Genomic DNA, 13,360 nt, shown 5'->3' with positions numbered 1-13,360 from the left:
CGTGAACCAATGGCCGCTTCTGGTGTCGCGAACGAGCCAGCTAGACGGCGACGATCGGGCGCAAGCGGTCAATTTGATCAGGTAGACCAATCGCCGAATGAAGGGGGCGTCCAGCACCCACGATGCGAACCGCACCCACCGGAAGCAGGACGCACCGTAGCGAGGCGCGGTCGCCGGCGGGACCGGCACCCTCTCCGGCCGGCGCCGTTTCCCGCGCCCGGATCAAACCGTTACCGCGCGTGGTAGAAGTCGTAGACCTGCTGCGCCACCGCGCTCGACACGCCCGGCGCCTTGCGCAGATCCTCCAGGCTGGCGTTGCGCACCGCCCGCGCCGTGCCGAAATGCATCAGCAGCGCCTTCTTGCGGGCGGGGCCGATGCCCGGCACCTCGTCGAGCGGACTCGCGCCGATCGCCTTGGCGCGCTTCTCGCGATGCGCGCCGATGACGAAGCGGTGGACCTCGTCGCGCAGGCGCTGGAGGTAGAAGAGCACGGGGGCGTTCACCGGCAGCTGGAACTCGCGCCCGTCGAGCAGGTGGAAGACCTCGCGCCCCTCGCGGCCGTGATGCGGCCCCTTGGCGATGCCGACGAGGCACACGTCCTCGATACCGAGATCCTCCAGCACCGCCTTGGCGGCATTGAGCTGGCCGCGACCACCGTCGATCAGCACGAGGTCTGGCCAGGTGCCGTCGTCGCGATCGGGTGCCTCCTCCAGCTGGCGGGCGAAGCGGCGGCGGAACACCTCGCGCATCATGCCGAAATCGTCGTTGGTCGCCGCCTCGTTCCCCTTGATGTTGAACTTGCGATACTGGCCTTTGCGGAAGCCCTCCGGCCCCGCGACCACCATCGCGCCGAGCGCGTTGGTGCCCTGGATGTGGCTGTTGTCGTAGATCTCGATCCGGTCGGGCGGGCCGTCGAGGCCGAACAGGTCCGCCACCTCGCGCAGCAGCCGCGCCTGCGTCGTGCTTTCCGCCAGCCGGCGTTCGAGCGCCTCGATCGCGTTGCGCTTCGCCTGGTCCATCAACCGGCGGCGATCGCCGCGCTGCGGCACGGAGATCGCGACCTTGTAGCCGGCGCGCTCGCCGAGCGCCTCCATCAGCAACGCCCCCTCGGACAGGTCGCGGTCGAGCAGGATGGTGCGCGGCGGTGGCACCTCCTCGTAGAATTGCGTCAGGAAGCTCGCCAGCACCTCGTCCTCCGGCACCTCTGCCGTATGGGCGGGGAAGAAGCTGCGGTGGCCCCAGTTCTGGCCGCCGCGGATGAAGAAGGCCTGGATGCCGATCACGCCGTCCTTGCACGCCAGCGCGAAGACGTCGGCATCGCCGACCCCCTCCGCGTTGATCGCCTGCGTGCCCTGGACGAAGGTCAGCGCCTTCAGCCGGTCGCGCAGCAGCGCGGCGAGCTCGAAGTCCATGTTCTCCGCGGCGGCCTGCATCTGCGCGCCGAGCTTGGCCTGCACCTTCGTCGACTTGCCGGCCAGGAAGTCGCGGCAATCGTCGACCAGGTCCTTGTAGCCCTCGGTATCGATGCGGCCGACGCAGGGCGCGGAGCAGCGCTTGATCTGGTAGAGCAGACACGGCCGGTCGCGCGTCTTGAAGAAGCTGTCGGTGCACGAGCGCAGCAGGAACAGCTTTTGCAGGGCGTTGAGCGTGTTGTTGACGCTGCCGGCGCTGGCGAAGGGGCCGTAGTAATTGCCCGGCGCGCGGCGGGCGCCGCGATGCTTCTGCACGCGCGGGAAATCGTGGTCGGTGCGCAGCAGGATGAAGGGGAAGCTTTTGTCGTCGCGCAACAGCACGTTGTAGGCGGGACGGAAGCTCTTGATCAGCTGCGCCTCGAGCAGCAGCGCCTCCGCCTCGTTGTTGGTGGTGACGATCGTCATCGCCCGCGTCTGCGACACCATGCGCTGGAGGCGCTTGGGCAGTTGCTTGATCTGCGTGTAATTGGCGACGCGCTGCTTCAGCGAGCGCGCCTTGCCGACGTAGAGGACGTCGCCCTTTGCGTCCTGCATGCGATAGACGCCGGAGCGGTTGGGCAGCGTCTTCAGCACGTTGCGGATCGCCGCCACGCCCGCATCAAGATCGGGCGTGTCCGATCCGCGGACGGTGAAGGTGGCGCGTTCCTCGTTGAAGCGATCGGGGGGGCCGTAGCCTGACATGCGGCTGCATGTAGGAGTCGCGCACGGGCGCGGCTAGAGTCTGATCCACATGCGTGGAATCGGTACCGGCGTGACGATCAGGCTGCGGCCGTCACGGCCCGCATTTCACCGCCCGCTGGTCGGCCCCGGGCGCTTCTTCGCGGGCGGCGGGGGCGCACCGCCGCCGAGCGCGGCAAGATCGAAGGCGAGCTTCTGCATCAGGTCCGCCGTCATCTGGCCGCCGCTGAGCGGCGCGAGCCGACGCAGCGACAGCATGCGGAACCTGGGCAAATTCTCGTCGTCGCTGAGGCCGGGCATGTCCTTGTCGAGCACCGCCTTGGCCGCCGGATCGGCGATGAGATCGGCGATCGGCGTGTCGAGGGAGAAATGCGAGGCGATGCCCTTCGCCGGCGCCTCCGGCGGCGCGGCGGCGGGCGCCACGGCATCGGGCGGCGGCGCCGCCGGCGCGGGTGCGACGCTGTCCCCCTTCGGCACGGCCGGGGGCGCGGCCGAATCGTCCGCCGGCAGGTCGAGGGAGAATTTGCCCGCGCGTTCCGCCGCGGTGGTTTGCGGCAAGACTGCGAGCATCAACGCGGACAGGACGATCGACATAGCGGGGCATCTCACCGGACCGTCGTGGTCCGCCCCCAGCCTATCACGGCCGCACGGGCGCGGAAACGCTCAGCCTTGCGCGAAGATCTTGGTGCCGACCACCCCGATCACGGTCAGCGCCATGAAGCAGGCCTGTACGAGGCTGACCTTGTCGCCGAAGAAGATGACGCCGCCAATGATCACGCCCACGGCGCCGAGCCCGGTCCATACCGCATAGGCGGTGCCGGCGGGCAGACCCCGCATCGCGAGCGCGAGCAAGCCCATGTTGACGAAGGACAGGATGATCGGGACGCTGGACGCCTGCCACGTGCCGAGCGTCGCCGCCCATTTCAGGCTGAGCGCCCAGCAGATCTCGGTGACGACGGCGACGGCGAGAATGGCCCAGGACATGGAGGCGACTCCTTGTGGCGGGCTCGATTCAGCTAGGGACGCCGCCGGAAACCCGGGAAGAGACGGCGTCGGATGTCAGCATCAACCGCGGCGCAGCGTGTTCCTGCGAACGCAGGAACGCAGGACCACAGGCGCTCCGCGTGCGGCTCCGGGCTCCTGCGTCCGCAGAGGCACGCTTGCCACCAGCGGACAAGGGCATGGCGCCCCGGAAACCCGATCAGTGCGGGCGGCCGAGCCCCGCGATGGCGCGATCGACCATTGTCTTGTCGGCACCGCCGTCGTGATGCTCCGCGATCAGCGTCGCGGCGGCGCGCGCGGCCGTATCGGCGGCAAGCGCGCGGACCTCGGCGATCGCCTGGCGCTCGGCGGCAGCGATCTTGTCCTCGGCGCGCTTGGTGCGGCGGGCCATCAGCTCCTCCGCGTCCTGCTTCGCCTTGGCGATGATCTGGTTCGCCTCCTGCTGCGCGTGATGGCGCATCGTCGCGGCGTCGGCCTCGGCGGCCTTGGCCTTCGCCTCATATTCCGCGCGCAGCGCCTCCGCCTCGGCGCGCAGCGTCTTCGCCTCTTCGAGCTGGGCGCGGATCGCCGCGATCTTGCCGTCGAGCGCGGCGCCGATCTTGCCCGGCACCTTGGCGACGATCATGCCGATCAGCACGACAAGCGCGGCGATGCCGACCCAGCCGGTGGTGTTGAAGCCGAGCGCGGTCGGTTCCTCGACGTGATGCGCCGTCGGTTCGGCGACGCCGTTGGTCACCGCACTCGCGTCGCGCACGTCGCGCGGCTGCAGCCCCTCGGTCTGCGTCGCATCGGCGAGGTTCGCCGCGATCGACGCGTCGGTGCTGGCGTTGGAAGCGGGATTAGCCATGGGCGCTGCTCCGGCGGACCGCATCTGCGGCGGCTTCGATGCTGACCTGGAGTCCGGCGACCTTGCCCACCAGCTCCTGCGCGACTTCGGCCGCGACGGACTGGAGGTTGAGCATCGCCTGCGCCTTGGCATTGCCGACGGCGAGGTCGTGATGCGCGAGCCGCTCCGCCAGTTCGGCGTCGACCGCGTGGATCTGGCTTTCCGCGGCCTTGGCGGCGCGCGCCTTGGCAGCGGTGGTCTCCGCCTGCGCCGCGGCACGGGCGGAATCCATTTCGGCACGCCATGCCGCCTCGACCGCGTCGGCGGACAGGCGCGCCTGTTCCGCCGCGGCGAGGTCGCCCGCGACCTGCGCCTCGCGCGCGTCCACGGTCGCGATCACCTTTGGCACCATCACCTTGCCGATCCCGAAATACAGGATGCCGAAGGTGACGAGCAGCCAGAAGATCTGCGAGGCGTAGGTGGCGGAGAGCTGGGCTATCTGTGGCATGGCGTCCTCTCGTGGCGGGCGGCGGCCGCGAACGGCTCGCCGCCTGCCGACGACATTACTTGGCGACGAACACCAGGATGATCATCGTCACGAAGGCGAGCAGGCCGAGCAGCTCGGCGCCCGCGAAACCGATGAACAGGCGGCCCTGCTGGCTGTCCGCCGCACCCGGATTGCGCAGCGCGCCCTCGAGGAACTTGGCGAACACGTTGCCCACGCCGAGCGAGGCGAGGCCCATGCCGATGGCGGCCAGACCGGCACCGAGCATGCGAGCGGCTTCTGCGTCCATTTCAATCACTCCAGTTCGAAAATCTAAACGGTTGGTACGAAAACTCTTAGTGCAGGTTGACCGCATCGTTGAGATAGACGCTGGTCAAGAGCGCGAAGACATAGGCCTGGATCGCCGCCACCAGCAGCTCCAGCAGCGTGATGCCGAGCATCAGCGCGAAGCTGGGCAGCGAGATCAGCAGGCTGTAGCCGGGGCCGAAATTGATGCCGTTGATGACGAAGGCGGCGAGCACCTTCAGCAGGATGTGCCCCGCGGTCATCGCGACGAACAGTCGCAGGCCGAGGCTGAACGGGCGCACCAGGAAGCTCATCAGCTCGACGACGAAGATCAGCGGGATCATCAGGACCGGCGTGCCGTGCGGCACGAACAGGCTGAAGAAGTGGAAGCCGTGCTTGCCGAAGCCGACGATGAGCACGATCGAGAAGCTGATGATCGCCAGCACGCCGGTGACGGTCAGGTGGCTGGTGATGGTGAACGGATGCCATCCCGGCACGACGCCGACCGGGGTCAGGCCCCAGATGTTGGCGAACAGGATGAACATGAACAGCGAGAAGACATAGGGGACGAAGCGCTTGCCCTCCGGCCCGATGTTCGACAGCAGCATGCCCTGGACGAAGCCGGTGAAGCCCTCCACCGCCGCCTGCCAGCGGCCGGGCACCAGCTGGCGCTTCATGCCGCCGAGCATGAACAGCCACAGGCTGACGAGCGTGATCACCATCCACAGGGCGGAATTGGTGAAGGACAGGTCGTGCCCCGCGACGACCCAGCGCTGACCGAACAGGGGTTCGATCAGGAACTGGTGCATCGGATCGATCTTGCTGCCCGCTTCTGCCGCCACGTGCCTTCGCTCGCCTTCCAATACGACAAACGCCCGGTTTAGTCCGGGCGCGTGCCTGTGATCCGTATGATCTGCCTGAACGCGACCGCTATTCCGAGGAACAGCATCACGATCAGTGCCCAGGGGGTCGTGCTGAACCAGCGGTCGATACACCAGCCGATCAGCGCCGAGCCGACGAGACTTCCGATCAGCGCCGCCAGCACCCGGTTGCCGAGCGAATAGCCCGCGTCCGCATCCGGTACCGCCTGCCCCGTCCGCACCGCTTCCCGATGCCGCGCTTCCCGGAGCCGCTCGTCGAGCGCGGAAAGCCGCGGATCTTCCGCCGTGCTGCCGAAGTCCTGTCCCGGACCCTCATCCGCCATGCGTCATCCTCAACCCAATCGTATCGGCCGGGGGAGGAAAGCGCACGATCGGCGAGCGATCCCGCCAAGGCAAGGTCGCGTCTAGATAAGGGGCCTTGGGGTGTCAACCGCCTGCGATTGTTACGCGGGGATGAACGGCCGGGCTGGCGTGTCTCCTTGCCCCGCCCCTCTTCGTCATTCCCGCGCAGGCGGGAATCCAGAGACGCCGGCGGTGCGGCTTACGGGAAGCCTGCGCGTCTGGATCCCCGCCTTCGCGGGGATGACACCCTCGGGGAGGTGAGAGACCGACAGGGATGCCGGCCCGGAAGCGGCGACATGCCCCCCCACCTTCGTCATCCCGGCGCACGCCGGGACCCATGGTTGCGATCGGCGCGAATGGCGCGCGACGTCCGTCATACACCGTGTCCATGGGTCCCGCGTGCGCCGGGATGACGAAGAGGGCGTGGGCGCCTTTTCCCACGTTTGTCATGCCCGCGCAGGCAGGAATCCAGAGACGCCGGGGTCCGGCATACGCAAAACCTGCGCGTCTGGATCCCCGCCTGCGCGGGGATGACGATGGATAGGGCGCCCCCGCCTTCCGAGGGGATGACGGCGGAAAGGGAGCGGCGTTACTTGCAGCGGCCGTCGAGTTCCGGCGTGCCGGTATTCTCCTTCCACTGGCCGGACGGCGTCTTGTACATCTCGCCGACCGGGACGCGCGCGACGAGGTTGCAGCCGGTGGTGAAGGCGAACTGCTCGACCGTCGAGCCATTGGCCTGCGCGCTTTGCGTATAGGCCGCCTTGCGCTTGATGTTGATGTCGCGGACCATCGCCTGGAGCGCGGGGCTGCCGCCGCCGACGACGCCGAGATAGCCGTCGGGCTGTTCGCCGACCTGCTTCGCCGCCCGCGCCGCCTGATAGGCGGGATCGCGCTGCGCCGACGCCTGTACCGAAAGGCCAGCGAGAGCCGCCGCACCGGCAACCATCAGGACCTTGTGCATCAGAAAATACCCCCGGGGTTCTGCTGGATCAGCGACTTGGCCTCGCCATCGAGGCGATAGACCACCTGTTGCGTGACCGCGATGTTGAGGTTGATCTCGATCGGCTTGTCGGGCGCGGTGACGTTGACGCATCCGCCCGTCATCCCCGTCGCCGCCACCAAGCCGATCATCGCCAAACCCCTCATCACGAGCAAGGTCGTCATCCGTCGCCCGTTCGTCAATCCTGCTCGTCTCATGGCACGGTCTCGCTTGCGGGAGGCTGAATGCCGCCCTGTTGGGTCTGTTTGTCCTGCTGGTCGATCAGCTGCGACAGGTTGCGACGCACCAGCCGGCTGGGATCGTAGAAGGACTGCGCCGAATCGAGCAGCCCGCGGAAGGGCGCCTTGATCCGGATGTTGAACACGAAGGGCAGCCTCGCCAGCCGGCGGATCAGGACGTTCGACTTGGCGCCCTTCCCCTGGCTGACGCCGGCGAAGCGCACTTCCGTCACCATCTCGCCCGCGAGCGGCCCGTTCATCGTGATCGTCAGGCTGCGATAGCGCAGCGATTTGAGCGCCTGGAAGGCGAGATTGCCCCAGAAGCCGAGGTCCTTCTGGGTCAGCGTGCCGACATAGGCGATGCCGCCGCCGCCCTCACGCACCTTGAGGAAGCCGTTCTCGATCCGGCCGCCGCTCGCATCGAAGACGATCGGCAACTCGCCGTCGAACACCCCCGTGGCGTCGATGTTCTGGAAGTCGAACTGCTGCAGGAACTGGTCCGCCGCCGCGCCGCGGATGCGGAAGGTCATGCGCCGCACCTGGTCGGTCGAGAAATCGAGCAATGTCGGCAGCAGGGTGAGCGCGCCGCCGGCGAAGGGCCATTCGCCACCCTCGATCCGCACGCGGTTGCCGGGCAGCGTCTGGTAGCGGATCGTGCCGTCATTGGCGGCGACGCCGGGATTGACGCTCTTGATCGTCGCGACCTGTCCGGGCGCGCTTTCGAGGTTGAGCAGATCGGTGAAGGCGATCGTCGTCGACAGGCCCGTGACCGGACCGAAGGCGGCGGCGAGGTTCATGTCCTTCGTGCCGAACCGCCCGGTTGAGGTCACGCCGGCCGGGCTCCAGCCGATATGCCCCTGCCCCGTCACCGTTCCCGCGACCTCGGCGACGACGCCATAGGTCAGCCGGGTGAGCAGGTCGGGCTGGAAGGTCTTGGTGAAGGTGATGCCCGGCACGGCCAGGTCCGCGTCGCCCGCGCCCTTCGCAAGGTCGTGGACGATCGTGACGTCGGCGACCTTGGTGCCGGTCGTGGGTTCGGCCAGCACGCCCGTCGCACGGATGACGTTGCCGGCGAGGCGCAGCGTCACGTCGCGCCCGGCCATGGTGTTGAAGCGCGGGGCCTCGGCCGTGTCCCGCACGGTCAGGCCGCCGCCGAGCGCCAGCGCGCCGGCGCGGAACGTCCAGTCCCCCGCCGCATCGCCCAGCAGCAGCGGCACCGCGCCGATCTGTCCGCCCCCGCCCGAGAAGCGGCCCGCGATGCCGCCGTCGGCGATCCGACCGGTCAGCGTGGCGAGGTCGAGCCGCGTCACGCGATCCGGCGGCCCCAGCCGGGCCGCCAGGCCGGTGACCGTGAAGCTGCGCTCTGCGAGGCGAAGGTTCGCTCCCGATGCGCTGAGATCGAGCGGCGTCGCCCCCAGCCGCCCGGTCAGATGCGTCGCCGCGAGCCGCGCGCCGCCGTCGATGCGCCCGCCGCGTACCTGCACGAGCGCCACCCCCGGTGCGCACAGCCGGCTTCGGAACGGGTCGAGAACCAGTCCCGAGACGGCAAGCCGGCCGATCGCGAGGGGCGTGCAGCCCGGGTTCAGGGCGATCCCGCCCTGCCGATCGAAGCGCAGGTCGAGCGGCATCGTCACCCCGTCCACCCGCCCCGCCGTGCCGATCGGCCCGGACAGTCGCGCGAGCGTGACGACATGCGCCGCGCCGCCCGGCATGACGACGAAGGACACGGGCGACAGCGCGAGCCGGGCATCGCCCGCGGCATAAGGCGACACCGCCACCCGACCGCGCATCCTGCCGCCCGGCCCGCGGGCGATGACCGCCGACGCCGTCGGCAGGCTGCCGCCCGACAGCGCGAGGCGTGCGTCGGCGGTCACCGTGCCGTCGGACAGGCGATAGGCGACGCCCTGCCCGGTCGCGCCGAGCCGTGCGCCGCTGGCCGCGGCAAGGTTCAGCATCGAGACGGTCGCCCGGTCGGCGTCGAGATGCAGCCTGGCACGGGCGTCGAAATTTCTCGCCGCCGCGCCAAGCGCCGTACCCGCGCGCTGGATGAGCGGCGCCAGCGGCGTACCGGCACCCAGCGAGCGGGGATCGAACCGCGCGAGCGCGCCGCTGCGCGCGCTCTCGATGGCGAGGTCGCCGTCGAAACGCGCTTCCGAGCCGATCGCATAGCGGCCGGCGATGGTCATGCGCCGCGCCGTATCGACGCCCCGCGCAACCCCCGTCGCTCTCACATCGACGCTGCCGGTCGTGGCGGCGGCAGTGCCGGCGAAATCGACGGTACCGGCCAGCCGCGCCGCCTTCATCTGCGATACCATGGCCGGGCCGCCGACGAGCCGTATCCGTCCGCGCCAGCGGTCCAGCGCGGCACCGAGCGTCGCGTCGAGGCCAAGAGCGGCGTGCGATATCCTTCCGGTCGGACATGCCAGCCGATCGGCGCGTAGCGGGCCGGTCAGGTGCGGCGCGCCCCGCGCCACCTCCACGCCGACGACCGCCGCCAGCCCGTCCGCGGTACAGCCGGCGACCGCGATGCGGGGCGACGTGGCCGCGATCGTCCCGACGAATCCGTCGTCGAGCCTGCCGTCGCCGCTGAGCTTCAGGCCGACCAACCCGAACGGGGTCTCCAGCCGCATCCGCGCGTCCGCGATCCGGGCGCGCAGCGCGGGCAAGGCGAAGGGCCTGCCGCTGGGCGGCCCCATCAGCTTGTCGAGTTCGCCGAGCGTCAGCCTGCCGCCGACGATCCGTCCGCGCAGCCGCACGTGCCCGGCGCGGACGCCGACGAGGCGCGGTCCGGCGAAGCCATAGCCGATGCGCGTCTCCAGCCAGTCGGCGACGAGATCGGGCGAACGCGGATCGCCGATCACCACGTCGGTGAGGCGCTGCGCTCCGAAGCCGAGGTCGCCGACATGGTAGCGCGCGACCACGCCCTTTCGCGCCAGTTCGCGATCGATGACCCGGCCGGCGATGGGCTTGCGGACGATCCAGACGGCGACAAGCACCGCGAGGATCACGACGGCGATGCCGAGCATGACCCGTCCGACGCGCCCGATGCGCGGGATGTCGCGGACCGGGCGCGGCGCCGAGGAGTCCGCTTCGGCGCCTGGGTCGCTCATGCCTTCCCCTTAGGCCGTGCGGCGGTCATGACGCAATCGACACATCCGTGCCCCGACACGGGGACCGCGCCGGGACCCGCGGCCTCAGGCAAGACCGGCGCGTGCCTCCGCGAGCAACCGCCGCCCGCGCAGATACATTTCCATGCGCTGCGCCGCGAACAGCCCCAAGGCGAGCGCCATCATCATGTCGGTGACGGCGATCGGATCGAGGCCCAGCACGCCGCCGCGCATCGTGGCCGCGGAGCGCGCCGCGGTGCGCACGACGACCAACGCGATGAGGAACAGCATCGCGGCCGGCGACCCCGTCTGGTTGAGCCTGTGCGTCGCCGGATCGACCGTCAGACGCATCATGCGCCCGCGCTGCCAGCCGAGCGCCGCCCCCAGCGCCAGCGCGAACAGGCAGAACAGCCACGCCAGCCCATGCGGCGGGGTCACGGCGAAGGTCTTCGCCGCCGCCACGGCAAAGACCGCCGGCACGATCCACAGCTGCTCGATCTTGAGCGGGCGAACCTGCCGCATCCGCCGCCAGCGCAGCGCCATGACGACCGCGATGACGACGGCGGTAATCGCATAGGTGACCCAGGTCGGCGCAGGATGTGCTTGCATGTCGATCTCCCCCCGTTTCCGGCCGCCCCGACCGGTCCGTTGGCACGGTCCACCGCGAGGGCGCAGCCGCCGCCGCCGCCGGAATTGGCCGCGATGCACGATTAGGCCCATCATGTGGCAGCGCGACCGGGTCGGCAAGGCCAGGCGCGGCACGGGCCCCATGCGGGCCGAACGCGTGCCTGGCCAGCCGATCCGGTGCCGGTTTCCGCCGTGGGAAAGGGGAGCCTGCCGTCATCCTCCGCCTGCGGCGGGCGCTCGCCCGGACGGCGTACCGGTTATCTCTCGTCCTCGCGCGGGGGATGCTCGGCGCGGGGCGAGGCGACGGACTCGCGGCCGATGCGCACGATCAACTCGCCGATCTCGCGTGCCTGGTCGAACGCACGCTCTCCCTGGCCCCGCAGGAACTGGCCCTGGATGCGCATGACCTCCGCGAGATCGCGCGCCTGCGCGGCCTCGCGCATCGCGGCGAACGCCTCGCGCGTGTTGCGCTCCGCCGATTCGAGCATCTTGAGGCCGATCGCCTGGCTGCCTTCGGCGGCGTGCCGGCCGCTCGCGCGCATCGCTTCCCCCGCACGGCGGGCGGGATCGACGACATGCTCCCCGAACGAGTCGCGGGCCCGGTCGCCGGCCTCGCGCCAGCGGTCGGCCCAGCGGTCGGTGATGTCGCGCATCGCGTCGGCGGCCCTGCCGGCCTGATCCGCGCCCGTCGGCGTCTCCTCGTCAGCCATCGATTGTCTCCGCTTCGGTGCCGATTGTCGCTCCTGGAGCGATCTGCCCCCAACGCGCGGCGGCGGCGGCCGTTGCACCCGCCCGCCAGCGCGATACAAGCTGTCGGCATGCAGCAGCCAGACGACGCCATGCAACGCCAGATCCGCGGCGAACTGCTGTTGCGGGCGATCGCCTTGGGCGACGAGCTGGTGCGGCTCGCCGACGACCTCGGTCAATCGGTCGCCGCCACGCACATCTTCCAGGGACTCGAGATGATGCGCGACGAGGTGGAGCGGCTGACGGGCAAACGCGACGGGCCGATCACACCTCGCTGATGCAGCGCAGGACGAGCGTCCGCCCGTCGGGGGTCAGCGTCATGTCGGGATCGGCGTCGGAATCCTTGCGCACGATCAGGCCGCGCTCGGCGAGCACCGCGAACCACCGCTGCGCGACCGACGCGCGGATGCCCGCCGCCGCCGCGGCTTCGGTCAGGCGCAGCGACTGCCGCTCCTCGCCGGCGACGAACGCCGCCAGCAGCAGGTCCCAGGACGGCTCGCCGAAAATCTCCACCAGCGGCCCGGCGGCGCGGTCGCGCGCGCGCCGTTGCGCCAGCAGCGTGCGCGCGCGATCGACGTCGCTCGGCTCGGCGGGCCCGGCCGGGACCGTCGCGGCCATCTCTCCGCGCGTCCGCGCCGCGGCCCTGCGCACGCGCTCGATCGCCGCGACGAGCCGCTCATAGTCGTCGCGATCCTGTTCCGGCCACCGCAACAGGCGGATTTCGGCGGTCATAGTGCGACGCTCCCCCTCGTCATGGCCGTCATAGCGGCGACCAGTCCGGGTCGCTCCCGAAACGAAGCACGCGCTTGCGGTGGCGCACGGCGCCGACGGCGAGCAGGACGAGCATCGGATAGGCGATCTTTCCGCTCGCCCCGGCATACATCCACGGAACGAGCGCCGGCTGGATCGCCTTCACGCCGTGCACCGCAATCCCGATCAGGTGCAGCGCGCTGACATAGAGCGGCCAATAGCGGTCCGCGCGCAATGCGATGGCGACCAGGCCGCCCAGCATCAATACGTCGATGGCGAGTAGCATCGGCTCCAGCCCGCCATAGGGTCGCTGGGCATTGTAGAAGGGCGCGACGAAGGTCGCTGCCGCGCCGATGATGAAGATGATCGCCGTCCATCGTTCCGGCGCTCCGCCGGCGAGGAACGCTATCAGGCACACCAGACCCAGGGCGCAATTGAAGACGAGAACGTGCATCACGCGCGGCACCTAATCCGTACCGGATCATGCTGTGTGCGGGTCATGGCTTGGCCGGTCAAAGGAGCAGTCTGACGGCCAAGCCATGATTCCTCAGGCAGCGATGCGCAGATGCGCGGCATCGATGCCCGTCGGGGCGAAATCGGGCTTGGGCTTTTCGTCGCCGAAGCTCGTCTCATACCCGATCTGACGGCCGACCTTTTCGACGATGCGATGGCCGGCGACGGTGTGACCGCGGGCGGCGCCGAGCGCCATGACGGCCTGCCCGAACAGTTCGAACGCCTGCTGTCCGGCGATCGCGGGCAGGTTGGCCGCGGCGCGGGCGCGGGGCAGCGCCGCGAGAAGCTCGCCTCCCGTCGCGAACGCCTCGTCGAGCTGGGTCTCGAGCTTCCAGAGCAGCTGCGCGACGGCGTCGGCCGCGACTTGCGGATTCGTATAGGACATGGCCACCTTTCCACCCTGTCGG

Annotated in this window: 17 protein-coding genes; 1 reads left to right on the top strand and 16 read right to left on the bottom strand. The window is 69.8% G+C overall.

The window, feature by feature from the left end:
- Positions 1–230: 230 nt before the first annotated feature.
- The 13 genes from uvrC to IQ292_RS09960 form a co-directional block, all read right to left on the bottom strand.
- The gene (gene uvrC / locus IQ292_RS10020; protein WP_203310182.1) at positions 231–2,153 is read right to left on the bottom strand and encodes an excinuclease ABC subunit UvrC; all 1,923 of its coding nucleotides are present in this window, start codon (positions 2,151–2,153) and stop codon (positions 231–233) included.
- A 105-nt stretch (positions 2,154–2,258) separates the two neighbouring features.
- Positions 2,259–2,744 (bottom strand): hypothetical protein, encoded by a 486-nt coding sequence (locus IQ292_RS10015; RefSeq protein WP_203310181.1) that lies wholly within the window; start codon positions 2,742–2,744, stop codon positions 2,259–2,261.
- 69 nt (positions 2,745–2,813) lie between these two features.
- Positions 2,814–3,134, bottom strand: coding sequence for a DMT family transporter (locus IQ292_RS10010; RefSeq protein WP_203310180.1), 321 nt, complete (start codon positions 3,132–3,134; stop codon positions 2,814–2,816).
- A 217-nt stretch (positions 3,135–3,351) separates the two neighbouring features.
- Entirely contained in the window at positions 3,352–3,999 is a 648-nt protein-coding gene (locus IQ292_RS10005) for a F0F1 ATP synthase subunit B family protein (RefSeq protein ID WP_203310179.1), read from the bottom strand.
- A complete protein-coding gene (locus IQ292_RS10000) occupies positions 3,992–4,486 on the bottom strand; it encodes a F0F1 ATP synthase subunit B family protein (RefSeq protein ID WP_203310178.1) in 495 nt (164 codons plus the stop codon). The genes IQ292_RS10005 and IQ292_RS10000 overlap by 8 nt, the downstream gene beginning before the upstream one ends.
- A gap of 55 nt (positions 4,487–4,541) precedes the next feature.
- Complete coding sequence (locus tag IQ292_RS09995; protein WP_115378701.1) at positions 4,542–4,772, bottom strand: F0F1 ATP synthase subunit C; 231 nt, start codon at positions 4,770–4,772, stop codon at positions 4,542–4,544.
- 46 nt (positions 4,773–4,818) lie between these two features.
- Positions 4,819–5,610, bottom strand: a complete 792-nt coding sequence (locus IQ292_RS09990) for a F0F1 ATP synthase subunit A (protein ID WP_203310177.1) — start codon at positions 5,608–5,610, stop codon at positions 4,819–4,821.
- 38 nt (positions 5,611–5,648) lie between these two features.
- The gene (locus IQ292_RS09985; protein WP_203310176.1) at positions 5,649–5,972 is read right to left on the bottom strand and encodes an AtpZ/AtpI family protein; all 324 of its coding nucleotides are present in this window, start codon (positions 5,970–5,972) and stop codon (positions 5,649–5,651) included.
- Positions 5,973–6,580: 608 nt separating this feature from the next.
- Positions 6,581–6,952, bottom strand: coding sequence for a YdbL family probable chaperone protein (locus tag IQ292_RS09980; RefSeq protein ID WP_203310175.1), 372 nt, complete (start codon positions 6,950–6,952; stop codon positions 6,581–6,583).
- The gene (locus tag IQ292_RS09975) at positions 6,952–7,155 is read right to left on the bottom strand and encodes a YnbE family lipoprotein (protein ID WP_420853675.1); all 204 of its coding nucleotides are present in this window, start codon (positions 7,153–7,155) and stop codon (positions 6,952–6,954) included. The genes IQ292_RS09980 and IQ292_RS09975 overlap by 1 nt, the downstream gene beginning before the upstream one ends.
- A 29-nt stretch (positions 7,156–7,184) precedes the next feature.
- The gene (locus IQ292_RS09970; protein ID WP_203310174.1) at positions 7,185–10,319 is read right to left on the bottom strand and encodes an intermembrane phospholipid transport YdbH family protein; all 3,135 of its coding nucleotides are present in this window, start codon (positions 10,317–10,319) and stop codon (positions 7,185–7,187) included.
- Between the two features lie 84 nt (positions 10,320–10,403).
- Positions 10,404–10,925 carry a CcdC protein domain-containing protein gene (locus tag IQ292_RS09965; RefSeq protein ID WP_203310173.1) on the bottom strand — a complete coding sequence of 174 codons (522 nt, stop codon included), beginning with the start codon at positions 10,923–10,925 and terminating at the stop codon, positions 10,404–10,406.
- Between the two features lie 275 nt (positions 10,926–11,200).
- The gene (locus tag IQ292_RS09960) at positions 11,201–11,653 is read right to left on the bottom strand and encodes a phasin family protein (protein ID WP_238940980.1); all 453 of its coding nucleotides are present in this window, start codon (positions 11,651–11,653) and stop codon (positions 11,201–11,203) included.
- A 108-nt stretch (positions 11,654–11,761) separates the two neighbouring features.
- On the opposite strand from IQ292_RS09960, the gene IQ292_RS09955 reads away from it, so the two are divergent.
- Positions 11,762–11,968 carry a hypothetical protein gene (locus IQ292_RS09955; RefSeq protein ID WP_203310172.1) on the top strand — a complete coding sequence of 69 codons (207 nt, stop codon included), beginning with the start codon at positions 11,762–11,764 and terminating at the stop codon, positions 11,966–11,968.
- Here IQ292_RS09955 and IQ292_RS09950 read toward each other — a convergent pair.
- The 3 genes from IQ292_RS09950 to IQ292_RS09940 form a co-directional block, all read right to left on the bottom strand.
- Positions 11,955–12,422 (bottom strand): hypothetical protein, encoded by a 468-nt coding sequence (locus tag IQ292_RS09950; protein WP_238940979.1) that lies wholly within the window; start codon positions 12,420–12,422, stop codon positions 11,955–11,957. The genes IQ292_RS09955 and IQ292_RS09950 overlap by 14 nt on opposite strands.
- Before the next feature lie 28 nt (positions 12,423–12,450).
- Positions 12,451–12,894, bottom strand: coding sequence for a hypothetical protein (locus IQ292_RS09945; RefSeq protein ID WP_238941005.1), 444 nt, complete (start codon positions 12,892–12,894; stop codon positions 12,451–12,453).
- A 93-nt stretch (positions 12,895–12,987) separates the two neighbouring features.
- Positions 12,988–13,338, bottom strand: coding sequence for a hypothetical protein (locus IQ292_RS09940; RefSeq protein WP_203310170.1), 351 nt, complete (start codon positions 13,336–13,338; stop codon positions 12,988–12,990).
- Positions 13,339–13,360: the final 22 nt, after the last annotated feature.

The organism is Sphingomonas beigongshangi, from assembly GCF_016820445.1.
In the GTDB taxonomy this organism is placed as follows: domain Bacteria; phylum Pseudomonadota; class Alphaproteobacteria; order Sphingomonadales; family Sphingomonadaceae; genus Sphingomonas; species Sphingomonas beigongshangi.
The sequence above is the reverse complement of the archived record's forward strand: the minus strand, read 5'-3'. Positions and strand labels throughout refer to the sequence as shown.

Excerpts from the sequence above, each read along its gene's own strand:
- IQ292_RS09995 (WP_115378701.1), bottom strand. The coding sequence starts at position 4,772 with ATGGACGCAGAAGCCGCTCGCATGCTCGGTGCCGGTCTGGCCGCCATC.
- IQ292_RS09975 (WP_420853675.1), bottom strand. The coding sequence starts at position 7,155 with ATGACGACCTTGCTCGTGATGAGGGGTTTGGCGATGATCGGCTTGGTG.
- IQ292_RS10015 (WP_203310181.1), bottom strand. The coding sequence starts at position 2,744 with ATGTCGATCGTCCTGTCCGCGTTGATGCTCGCAGTCTTGCCGCAAACC.
- IQ292_RS09965 (WP_203310173.1), bottom strand. The coding sequence starts at position 10,925 with ATGCAAGCACATCCTGCGCCGACCTGGGTCACCTATGCGATTACCGCC.
- IQ292_RS10010 (WP_203310180.1), bottom strand. The coding sequence starts at position 3,134 with ATGTCCTGGGCCATTCTCGCCGTCGCCGTCGTCACCGAGATCTGCTGG.
- IQ292_RS10000 (WP_203310178.1), bottom strand. The coding sequence starts at position 4,486 with ATGCCACAGATAGCCCAGCTCTCCGCCACCTACGCCTCGCAGATCTTC.
- IQ292_RS09950 (WP_238940979.1), bottom strand. The coding sequence starts at position 12,422 with ATGACCGCCGAAATCCGCCTGTTGCGGTGGCCGGAACAGGATCGCGAC.
- IQ292_RS09955 (WP_203310172.1), top strand. The coding sequence starts at position 11,762 with ATGCAGCAGCCAGACGACGCCATGCAACGCCAGATCCGCGGCGAACTG.
- IQ292_RS09980 (WP_203310175.1), bottom strand. The coding sequence starts at position 6,952 with ATGCACAAGGTCCTGATGGTTGCCGGTGCGGCGGCTCTCGCTGGCCTT.
- IQ292_RS09945 (WP_238941005.1), bottom strand. The coding sequence starts at position 12,894 with ATGCACGTTCTCGTCTTCAATTGCGCCCTGGGTCTGGTGTGCCTGATA.
- IQ292_RS09960 (WP_238940980.1), bottom strand. The coding sequence starts at position 11,653 with ATGGCTGACGAGGAGACGCCGACGGGCGCGGATCAGGCCGGCAGGGCC.
- IQ292_RS09985 (WP_203310176.1), bottom strand. The coding sequence starts at position 5,972 with ATGGCGGATGAGGGTCCGGGACAGGACTTCGGCAGCACGGCGGAAGAT.
- uvrC (WP_203310182.1), bottom strand. The coding sequence starts at position 2,153 with ATGTCAGGCTACGGCCCCCCCGATCGCTTCAACGAGGAACGCGCCACC.
- IQ292_RS09970 (WP_203310174.1), bottom strand. The coding sequence starts at position 10,319 with ATGAGCGACCCAGGCGCCGAAGCGGACTCCTCGGCGCCGCGCCCGGTC.
- IQ292_RS09940 (WP_203310170.1), bottom strand. The coding sequence starts at position 13,338 with ATGTCCTATACGAATCCGCAAGTCGCGGCCGACGCCGTCGCGCAGCTG.
- IQ292_RS10005 (WP_203310179.1), bottom strand. The coding sequence starts at position 3,999 with ATGGCTAATCCCGCTTCCAACGCCAGCACCGACGCGTCGATCGCGGCG.